Annotated in this window: 6 protein-coding genes; 5 read left to right on the forward strand and 1 reads right to left on the reverse strand. The window is 67.6% G+C overall.

The window, feature by feature from the left end; genetic code table 11:
- Positions 1 to 56 precede the first annotated feature (56 nt).
- From DK261_RS08595 to DK261_RS08615, 5 genes are all read left to right on the forward strand, one after another.
- Entirely contained in the window at positions 57 to 1322 is a 1266-nt protein-coding gene (locus tag DK261_RS08595) for a c-type cytochrome (RefSeq protein WP_110175570.1), read from the forward strand.
- Entirely contained in the window at positions 1319 to 1792 is a 474-nt protein-coding gene (locus DK261_RS08600) for a (2Fe-2S)-binding protein (RefSeq protein ID WP_110175571.1), read from the forward strand. The genes DK261_RS08595 and DK261_RS08600 overlap by 4 nt, the downstream gene beginning before the upstream one ends.
- Positions 1789 to 4026 (forward strand): molybdopterin cofactor-binding domain-containing protein, encoded by a 2238-nt coding sequence (locus DK261_RS08605; RefSeq protein WP_041986015.1) that lies wholly within the window; start codon positions 1789 to 1791, stop codon positions 4024 to 4026. The genes DK261_RS08600 and DK261_RS08605 overlap by 4 nt, the downstream gene beginning before the upstream one ends.
- 225 nt (positions 4027 to 4251) lie before the next feature.
- Positions 4252 to 5415, forward strand: coding sequence for an FAD binding domain-containing protein (locus tag DK261_RS08610; protein ID WP_110175572.1), 1164 nt, complete (start codon positions 4252 to 4254; stop codon positions 5413 to 5415).
- A 43-nt stretch (positions 5416 to 5458) separates the two neighbouring features.
- Positions 5459 to 6571, forward strand: coding sequence for an alkene reductase (locus DK261_RS08615; RefSeq protein WP_009049607.1), 1113 nt, complete (start codon positions 5459 to 5461; stop codon positions 6569 to 6571).
- Between the two features lie 92 nt (positions 6572 to 6663).
- Here the strand turns inward: DK261_RS08615 and DK261_RS08620 are convergent, their stop codons facing one another.
- Positions 6664 to 9543 carry an ATP-binding protein gene (locus DK261_RS08620; protein WP_053269352.1) on the reverse strand — a complete coding sequence of 960 codons (2880 nt, stop codon included), beginning with the start codon at positions 9541 to 9543 and terminating at the stop codon, positions 6664 to 6666.
- Between the last annotated feature and the right edge of the window lie 295 nt (positions 9544 to 9838).

Here is a 9838-nt window from a genome sequence, read left to right on the forward strand (position 1 = left end):
TCGACTGCATCACTGTCCGCCCGCGCGGATTCCACGGACCAATGAAGGGTGACCCGATGAACGCCAGGCAGTTGTGGCTGGGCGCCGTGGTGCTCGCCACGGCAGGCGCGATAGGCGCCGCGCTGTTGATGTGGCGCCCGGCGATCGCGCCGGCCGAACCGCCACAACGCTTCGATGCCGCCCAGGTGCAACGCGGCGCGCGGGTCGCCGAAGCCGGCGATTGCGCGGTGTGCCATACCCGCCCCGGCGGCCGCTACCTAGCCGGTGGGCTGGCGCTGGTAACGCCCTTCGGCACGCTCTACAGCACCAACATCACCCCGGACGCCGGGACCGGAATTGGCCAATGGTCATTACCGGCCTTCGAGCGGGCGATGCGCGAAGGGGTCGCCCGCGACGGGCACTTGCTGTATCCGGCCTTCCCTTACGCCTACTACCGGCGCATGACGGACGGGGACATCGCAGACCTCTACGCCTATCTGATGAGCGGCCCCGCCGTGCATGCGCCGGCCATGCAGAACCGGATGAACTTCCCGATGAACATCCGCCCGCTGGTGTCGTTCTGGAACCTGCTGTTCCTGCACGCGGAGCCCTTGGCGCCCGTGGCGCAGCAGTCCGCAACCTGGAACCGTGGCCGCTATCTGGTCGAAGGCCCCGGCCACTGCGCCGGCTGCCATTCTCCGCTCAACCCGCTGGGCGCCGAGCAGTCCGCCCAGCATCTTGCCGGCGGCAGGGTGGACGGCTGGCAGGCGCCGTCCCTGCTGGGCCTGGCCGACCGCGCCGCGCCCTGGAGCCGCGAGCAACTGGCGGGCTACCTGCGGGCTGAGGTGGTCGAGGGCCATGGCACCGCCGCCGGGCCGATGCGCCCGGTCAGCCTCAGCCTGGGCAACATGCCGGGTAGCGACGCCGAGGCGATTGCCGACTACCTGCTGAGCCTCGAGGGCCCCGCTCCCGCCGCACCCGCTGCAGCCACCGCACGCCCCGCCGGGGTGGTCGAGCAGGCGCCTGGCGCCCAGCTGTTCCAGAGCGCCTGCGCCGGTTGCCATGGCCCGGCCGCGCCGATGCGCCAGATCGATGGGCGCCCGGCCCTGGAGCGGACGTCGGCGCTGCATGCCTCAAGCGCGCGCAACTTTCTCAAGACCGTGCTCGAAGGCGTGCCCGCCACCCCGGGGTTGCCCGGCCCGGCCATGCCGCCCTTCGCCGCCAGCCTGGACAACCAGCAGCTGGCGGCGCTGGCCTCGTTCCTGCGCGAACAGGCCAGCCCGGGCCAGCCGTGGGCCGACCTTTCTTCCACCCTTCACGAATTACGCCAGGAGGCGCAATGACCCACATGACCCTCAACGTCAACGGCTCGCCCCATGCGCTGGAGCTGGAGCCCGACATGCCGTTGCTGTATGCGCTGCGCAATCACCTGGGGCTCAACGGCGCCAAGTACGGTTGCGGCCTGGGCCAATGCGGAGCCTGCACCGTGCTGGTGGATGACCAGCCGGTCTTTTCCTGCCTGACGCCCTGCAGCGGCCTAGAAGGCAAGGCCGTCCGCACGGTGGAGAGCCTGGGTACGGCGGAGCGCCCGGGGCCTTTGCAAAAGGCCTTTATCGAGGCCCAGGCCGCCCAGTGCGGCTACTGCATCGCCGGCATGCTGATGCGCGCCCAGGCGTTGCTGGAACGCGCCCCTCATCCGGACGAAGCCACCATTCGCGAGCATATGGCGAGCAACCTGTGCCGCTGCGGCACCCACCTGCGGATCATCGACGCCATCGGCCGTGTGGCCAGGCAAGAGCGGAGCGCGCCATGACCCGGCACCATGAAGTCGATCAGGGGCGTCGCGCGTTCCTGCGCGGTGGCGCGCTGGTGCTGGCGTTCACCCTGGTCCCGGCGGCGCGCCAGGCGCTGGCCGACAGCGAAGTCGATACCCTCGGCACGGTAGTACTGGCGCCCGATCTGCCGGGCAGCCTGCGCACCAACCCCTACCTCGATGCCTGGATCCGCGTCGCGGCCGAAGGCGTCACCGTCTACACCGGCAAGGCCGAATTGGGGACGGGGGTGAAAACCGCGCTGTTGCAGATTGCCGCCGAACGCCTGGACCTCGCGCCAGGCGCGATCACCCTGCTCAGCGCGGACACCGCCCTGACGCCCAACGAAGGCTACACCGCCGGCAGCCACAGCATTTTCGACAGCGGCACGGCCCTGTTCAACGCCGCGGCCCAGGTCCGGCAATTGCTGCTGGCGTCGGCCGCGCGCAGCTGGGCCGTGGACGCCGCGCTGCTGACCACGCACGAGGGCCAGATCCAGGGCCCGGCCGGGCAACGCATGCCTTATGCCGAGGCGGTCAAGGGCGTGGACCTGCACCACTATGCGCAGGCGCAATCGCCCTCGATGCCACCGTCTGCGTTCAAGCTGATCGGCCATTCGCTGCCGCGCCTGGATATCCCGGCCAAGGTCAGTGGCGGCGCCGCGTTCGTCCAGGACCTGCGCCTGCCGGGCATGCTGCACGCCCGGGTGATCCGCCCGCCCCGCCCTGGCTGCCGCCTGGAAGCCTTCGATGCCGAGGCGATCAAGGCCCTGCCCGGCGTGGTGCGGGTGGTGCAGGACGGCAACTACCTGGCGGTGGTCGCCCGGGATGAGTGGCAAGCCATCAAGGCGATGCGCAGCGGCTATGAGCAGGCCCGCTGGAGCGCTGGAGAAGCGATCCCCGAAGCGCGGGACATCCACGCGCTACTGACCCGCCTGCCCGCGCGCCGCTACCCGATCAGCCATGAAGGCAACCCGGCGGCCGGCGCCCGCGCCAGCTATCGCGCGCGGTTCAGCAAGCAGTACCTGATGCACGGCTCCATCGGCCCGTCCTGCGCCGTGGCCTGGTTCAAGGACGGTGTGCTCACGGTCTGGACCCACACCCAGGGGGTCTACCCGCTGCGCGCGGGGATCGCCGAGATGGTCGGGCTGGCGCCGGAGCGGGTGCGCTGCATCCATACCGAGGGTTCCGGGTGCTACGGCCACAACGGCGCGGACGATGCGGCGGCCGATGCCGCGTTGATCGCGATGCGGCTCGCCGGCACGCCGGTGCGGGTGCAGTGGATGCGCGAGCAGGAAAACCTCTGGGAGCCCTACAGCAGCGCCATGCTCACCGAGGTCCAGGCCAGCCTCGACGCCCAGGGCCGATTGCAGGACTGGGCCTATGAGCTGTGGACCACGCCGCACAACGAACGCATCGTCAATGCCGGCCGCTTGATTCCCGCGCGGCTGTTGGCCCGGCCGTTCGTTTCCGCGCCGTCGATCCCCATCGCCCAGCCCGAAGGGGATGGCGATCGCAATGCCGTGCCGCTGTACAGCCTGGCGTCCACCCGCATCGACATGAACTTCGTCACCCGCATGCCGTTTCGCACCTCCGCCATGCGCTCGCTGGGGGCCCACATCAATATCTTCGCCATCGAAGCCTGCATCGATGAACTGGCCGCCCGGGCCGGCACCGATCCGGTGGCCTTGCGCCTCGCCCACCTGAGCGACCCGCGGGCACGGGCGGTGGTCGAACGGGTGCGGGACGCCAGCGGCTGGCCGCACAAGGGCAAGGAGCCCGGCGCGGGCATCGGCTTTGCGTTTGCCCGCTACAAAAACATCATGGGCTACTGCGCCATCGCCGTCCTGCTGCGGGTGCATCCGCAGACCGGCGAGGTGCAGCTCGATCGAGTGGTCACGGCAGTGGACGTGGGCCAGATCGTCAACCCCGATGGCCTGCGCAACCAGGTGGAAGGCGGCATCGTGCAGTCCGCCAGCTGGACCCTGTTCGAGAAGGTCGGCTACGACCCGGGGGGTGTGCGCAGCTACGACTGGAGCGGTTATCCGATCCTGCGTTTTCCACAGTTGCCCCGGCAGGTCGAGGTGCATCTGCTCGATCAGCCGGGACAGCCGTTCCTCGGCGCCGCCGAGATCGTCCAGGGCCCCATGGCCGCCGCCATCGGCAATGCCGTGGCCAATGCCACCGGCCGGCGCTGGCTGAACCTGCCGCTGACCCGCTCCGAGCAGCCGGCCTAGCCCGGAGTCCAGCCGCCGCTTCGGCGGCGGTCCTTTCGCACGCTGCCAAGGCATCGAGGAGCGAGCGGGCCAATCGCCGCGCCCGCCGTCGACTGCCCGCTCGCCGCGTCATGCATCCGTCGCCGTTCAGGGCGTTGCGTTTCACGCAATGCAGCGTAGAGCGGCGGCTGGATTATCACGCGCGGCCCGGCGGATTAGGTTAGTGCCCAACAGGAGGAACACCCCATGCCAGCCACCCGATCGCATCATCCACGTCGCGCCATTGTCATAGGCGGTTCGCTCGGCGGCCTGTTCGCCGGCAATTTGTTGCACGCGGCGAAATGGGACGTCGAGCTGTACGAGCGCTCGGCCCACGACCTCGACAGCCGCGGTGGCGGCATCGTCTTGCAGCCCGAGGTGGTCGAGGCGCTGCGCCAAAGCGGGCGCGAGCTGCCACTGGGCGAACTGGGCGTGCGCTCGGAGTACCGCACGGTGTTTCGTCCCGATGGCTCGATCCGCAGTCATCTGTACATGCCCCAGGTCCAGACGTCCTGGTCACTGCTCTACACCACCCTGCGCGATGCCTTCGGCCCCGGGCACTATCACCGGGGGCAGACGCTGGCAGGCATCGACCAGAGCGAGCCCGGGAGCGTCAGCGCGGTCTTCGACAGCGGGCACCAGGCACAGGCGCAGCTGTTGCTGGGCGCCGACGGCGGCAGTTCGACGGTGCGTCGATTGCTCTGGCCCGACAGCCAGCCGAGCTACGCAGGCTATGTGGCGTGGCGAGGTCTTGTGCCCGAGCGCGCCGTGCCCGCCGAGGTGCGCAATGAGCTGTTCGGCACCTTCGGCTTCGCCAACCACCAGGGCTCACACATCCTCGGTTATCTGGTGCCGGGCACCGACAACGATTTGCGCCCGGGCCACCGGCTCTACAACTGGGTCTGGTACCGGGTCGCCCCGCTGGCCATCCTGCCGCGCATCATGACTGACGCCGATGGCCGTGAACGCGGCTTCTCGGTGCCGGAAGGCCGGCTCGCTCCCGCCTGGCGGGACTACCTGATCGAGCAGGCCGAGGCCTTGTTGCCGCCGCAGTTTCGCGCCGTCGTCCAAGCGACCCAGGCGCCTTTTGTCCAGGCCATCCGCGACCTGGCCGTCGAGCAGATGGTCGAGCGCCGGGTAGTGCTGCTCGGCGATGCCGCCGCCATACCGCGGCCGCACACCGCGGCGAGCACCTCAAAGGCCGCCACCAATGCCCTGGCCCTGGCCGCGGCCCTGCGCACCTTTCCCAACGACCTCGAGCGTGCCCTGCGCAGCTGGCAGCCCGCGCAACTGGCACTGGGCCAGAGACTGCGCAGGCAAGGCACGCAAATCGGCAATCACCTGTTGTTCAACCAGGCACCGTCCGCCTGAGCACCCACGGCATCCCGATCGATGCCCTCATAAGGAAATACCCATGACCCAGCACCTGTTCCAACCCCTTGCGGTCGGCCCCTACACCCTGGCTCACCGCGTGGCCATGGCCCCCCTGACCCGCTCCCGCGCCGGCCAGCCGGGCGACCTGCCGACCGCCATGAACGCCGAGTATTACCGGCAACGCGCGAGTGCCGCGCTGATCGTTACCGAGGCCACGCAGATTTCCCGCCAGGGCCAGGGCTATGCCTGGACCCCGGGGATCTACAGCGATGCCCAGGTGGCGGCCTGGCGCCAGGTGAGCAGCCAAGTGCACGAAGCCGGCGGGCTGATTTTCATGCAGCTGTGGCACGTGGGGCGTGTCTCTCACCCGAGCTTCCAGCCCGATAACGCCCTGCCGGTGGCGCCCAGCGCCCTGCCGGTTCCAGGCAAAACCTTTATCGTCGACGACGAGGGCAACGGCGTCTGGGGCGATGTGCCGGTGCCGCGCGCCCTGCAAGTGGCGGAGATCGCGCAGATCGTCGACGACTATCGGCGCGCGGCGCGCAACGCCCTGAAAGCCGGCATGGACGGCGTGGAAATCCACGCGGGCAACGGCTACCTGCTCGACCAGTTCATCAACAGCAACAGCAATCAGCGCACGGACCAGTACGGCGGCAGCGTGGAAAATCGCGCCCGGCTGTTGCTGGAGGTCGTGGCAGCCGTCGCCGATGAGGTGGGTGCCGAACGCGTGGCGGTACGCCTCACTCCCATGGGGCGCTTCATGGGCATGGGCGACGCAACGCCCGAGGCCACTTTCGGCCATATCGTCCGCGCCCTGAACCGCTGGCCCCTGGCCTATCTGCACCTTGTGGAACCGGCCGTGGTCGGCACCGTCAAGGACGAGAACTTCGACCCGCGCTGGGACGCGATCATCGGGCAACTGCGCACGGAGTGGAACGGCGTGCTGATGCTCGCCGGCGGCTACGATCCGCAATCGGCGGAGCAGGCCCTGGCCGCCAACCGCGCCGACCTGATTGCCTTTGGTCGCCCCTTCCTGGCCAACCCCGACCTGCCCCGGCGGATCCGCGACGGGCTGGCACTGAACACGCCAGACCCAAGCACCTTCTTTGGCGGCGACCAGCGTGGATACACCGACTACCCCGTTCATCCATAAGGAGCGATCCCGGTGACCCCGCTCCCGGGCTTATCGAATCGGCCGCGCTTGCGGGGGCGGCCGATACCCGGCGTGCAAAGGGCCGCTTCGGCTTATCGGGGTTCCTCGGGGCCGGTTCCGCCCGCCGGGCCGGACGCGATAGCCTGCCGCAGCGTTTCCAGTGTCGCGGGCTTGAACAGAATCTGGTCCATCCCGGCGGCCATGCATCGCTCCACCGCACTCGCCTCGATACTGGCCGTCAGGGCAATGATGCGACAGCGTGGCAGGCTGCTGTGGGATTCCTCCCAGCGGATCCGCCTGGCGAGTTCGAAGCCGTCCATCCTCGGCATCATGCCGTCCGTGAGCACGATGTCGAAGTCCGCGCTCAACCAGCGCTTGAAGGCTTCCTGCCCATCTTCCGCGACCACCACTCGATGCCCCAGGGTTTCCAGCTGGGTGTTGAGGGTCACGCGATTGAAGGCATTATCTTCGGCCAGCAAGATGGACAACGGAGGCACTTCGGCAGAAACGGTCGGGTCCTGCTGCGCCGCTTCGCCCTCGACAGCGGCTGGAGGGTCACAGATGGGCAGGCTCAATTCGAGGCTGAAGCAGGATCCTTTGCCAGGTTCGCTACGCGGCTTGATCTGGCCCCCCATCAATTGCACCAGGCGGCGGCTGATGTTCAGCCCCAGGCCGCTTCCGGACGCCTGCCCCGCGCCTGGCACGCCCACCTGGGAGAAGGGTTTGAACAGCTTGTCCATGTCTTCGGCGCCAATGCCGATGCCCGTGTCGACGACATCGAGGTCCAGGCGCAAGCTGTGCCCTTCACGACGGGTGCGGGCCTGGAGGATGACGCCTCCGCGCTCGGTGAACTTGATGGCGTTGCTGAGCAGGTTGAACAGCACCTGCTTGAAATGCAGCGGGTCCAGCAGCACCCATGCCTGCAGATCGCCTTCGACCTTGACGTCCAGGGTGAGGCCTTTTTGTCGCGCCATGCCAGTGACAACCGAGGCGACGCCTTCGATCTGCTGGTTGATGAGCACCGGCTCAGGAAACGAATCGATCTTTCCGGACTCGATGCGAGCAATATCCAGCACATTGCCCAGCAGCGACAAAAGCCCCTGGGCCGCTTCCTGGGCCACGGACAGGGATACGCTGTCGGCCTCCCCCTGTTTCGCCCGCAGCAGCGCGAGCTCCTGCATGCCGATGATCGCGTTCAGCGGCGTGCGTATCTCATGGCTCATCGTCGACAGGAAGACACTCTTGGCCTGGTTGGCGGCCTCGGCGCGCTCCTCGGCGGCCCGGGTCCTGCGGACCTGGCGTCGCAGGTAGAACGCCCAGATCAGCGAGATGGCGATCAGGGTCGCGAAGAGCCCGCCCAGCTGGAGAATCTTGTCGCGATGGTCGCGCCAGAAGTCGCTCCCGCCCCTGGCGAAGCGCGGCGCCCAGGCCTGGACTATGTCCGCGACCTCTTCCGGCGTGATTGCCAGCTGCGCCTTCTCCAGGATGCTGCGCAACTCCGGCTGGTGCTTCGCCACCCCGATGCCGATGGGCGTGGAGATGTTCTGCAGGATCCCGGTGACCTGGATGCGATTGTCGAAATACTGGGCCGACAGATAGCGACCGGTGTAGTCGCTGCTCAGGTACACCTCGCTCTGCCCCGAATCGACCGAGCGCATGGCCTCGAGGAACGTGGGGTATACCTTGAGCTGAATCGCCGGATAGTCGCGTCTTATCGTATCGATGAAAAAGTAGCCCTCACCCGTCGCCAGGGTCTTCCCATTCAGATCGGCAAGCCCGGTGAAACGCCGGCCGGCGTGACGACCAGCACTGGTCGCGGTCATCAATACGGTGGAGCTGCGCAGGTACGGCGACAAGACATCCAGTGGCGTCTCGAACAGCTCGGACTGAGGCATGGCCGGGGTCAGAAGCGCGCGCCCCTCGGCGATGAGCCTGTTGGTTTCGAGGGTGTTTGGCGTGCCCAGGTAGGCGAACTTCAGGCCACTGCGCTGGCTGATCAATTCCAGGTAGTCGCGGCCAATGCCGGTGACGCTGCGGTCCCGTCCCAGCTCGCCCAGCGCCCCGAGCGAGTAATTGATGGCCACGGGGACCTGCGGGTGGCTGTCCAGCCAGCGCTGTTCCGCGGGCGTCAGCTTCACGCGCGCTTCGTCGATGCTCAAGCGGCGGCCGGCGCTCCAGCTGCGCAGGATGTCTTCCCCATAGCGCCTGGATATCCTCGGTATCGCCCGGTCGATGATGCCCCTCAGCGTCTCGTCTCCCGGACGCAGCAGGAAGCGAAAGCCCTGGCTGTCGACGGGAGCGAAGTTGTCGATGCGCAGGCCCAGCAGGTAATGGGTTTGCATCAGGTAATGCGAGGACAGGGCATCCCCCAACACCGCATCGACGTCCCCCAGCACCAGCGCTTCGAGCGCGCGTTGAGGCGAATCGAAAAACTCCACCTGGCTATGGGGGTAGGCCTCCCGTACCGCCTGTTCCTGAAGATAGCCGACGGTCATTCCCAGCACGGTACCGGCTTGATTGGGGTCGAAGGGCTGGGCCTGCGACGTCACCAGCACCGGGCGGTCGGGCAGGTAGGCCTCGCTGAGCAGCAGGCCATTTTCCCGGCCTTCGACATCGCTGCCCGCGCCCAGCAGGTCGATCTCGCCACTGCGCAAGGCCGCCAGTGCGGATGCCCGCGACGAGTAGGCGCGCACCTGCGGCGGCCATTCGAACATCAGGGCCAGGTAGTCGGCGGTGATGCCCTGGTAGCGATCGCCATAGAACACCGACAGGGGCGGATAATCGAGAAGCACCACCCCGACCCTGAGCGGCCCTCGCCCTTCCAGCCACTGCCGCGCCTTGGCGTCCAGCCACGGGTGACTGCTTGTGGTCATGCGACCGGACAAGGTGATGTCTTGCGCATGAACCGGAAATATCGGTGAAAGAATACCCAGCAACAGAATGCCAATAGCTGCGAGGGACCTCAGTAGCATGGGGAACCTTCCTTGAGGTACTTGCGAAACCTGGGGCGGCGGACGCGACCCGGCAGGCAGCCCCTGGGAAGTCGTCGACAGTCTTGGGTATTTGCCGGGAATTTTAGGCCTTAGTGGCGCGCAGCGACATAGAAACCAGCAGACAGCGGATACGGCTGCGTTTGTTTTCTGTCATACACGATAGCCGCGGCATTGCAGTCCCCCCCCCCATTGCGAGAGGCTGCGCCGTCAAGGCACAGCCCCCCGCCGCAAGCTCATGGCCTCAGGACAACTCGTATTGCTGACGGTTGTTCAA

Source organism: Pseudomonas sp. RW409, from assembly GCF_003184125.1.
GTDB classification, from domain to species: Bacteria; Pseudomonadota; Gammaproteobacteria; order Pseudomonadales; family Pseudomonadaceae; genus Aquipseudomonas; species Aquipseudomonas chlororaphis_I.

Excerpts from the sequence above, each read along its gene's own strand:
- DK261_RS08595 (WP_110175570.1), top strand. The coding sequence starts at position 57 with ATGAACGCCAGGCAGTTGTGGCTGGGCGCCGTGGTGCTCGCCACGGCA.
- DK261_RS08600 (WP_110175571.1), top strand. The coding sequence starts at position 1,319 with ATGACCCACATGACCCTCAACGTCAACGGCTCGCCCCATGCGCTGGAG.
- DK261_RS08605 (WP_041986015.1), top strand. The coding sequence starts at position 1,789 with ATGACCCGGCACCATGAAGTCGATCAGGGGCGTCGCGCGTTCCTGCGC.
- DK261_RS08610 (WP_110175572.1), top strand. The coding sequence starts at position 4,252 with ATGCCAGCCACCCGATCGCATCATCCACGTCGCGCCATTGTCATAGGC.
- DK261_RS08615 (WP_009049607.1), top strand. The coding sequence starts at position 5,459 with ATGACCCAGCACCTGTTCCAACCCCTTGCGGTCGGCCCCTACACCCTG.
- DK261_RS08620 (WP_053269352.1), bottom strand. The coding sequence starts at position 9,543 with ATGCTACTGAGGTCCCTCGCAGCTATTGGCATTCTGTTGCTGGGTATT.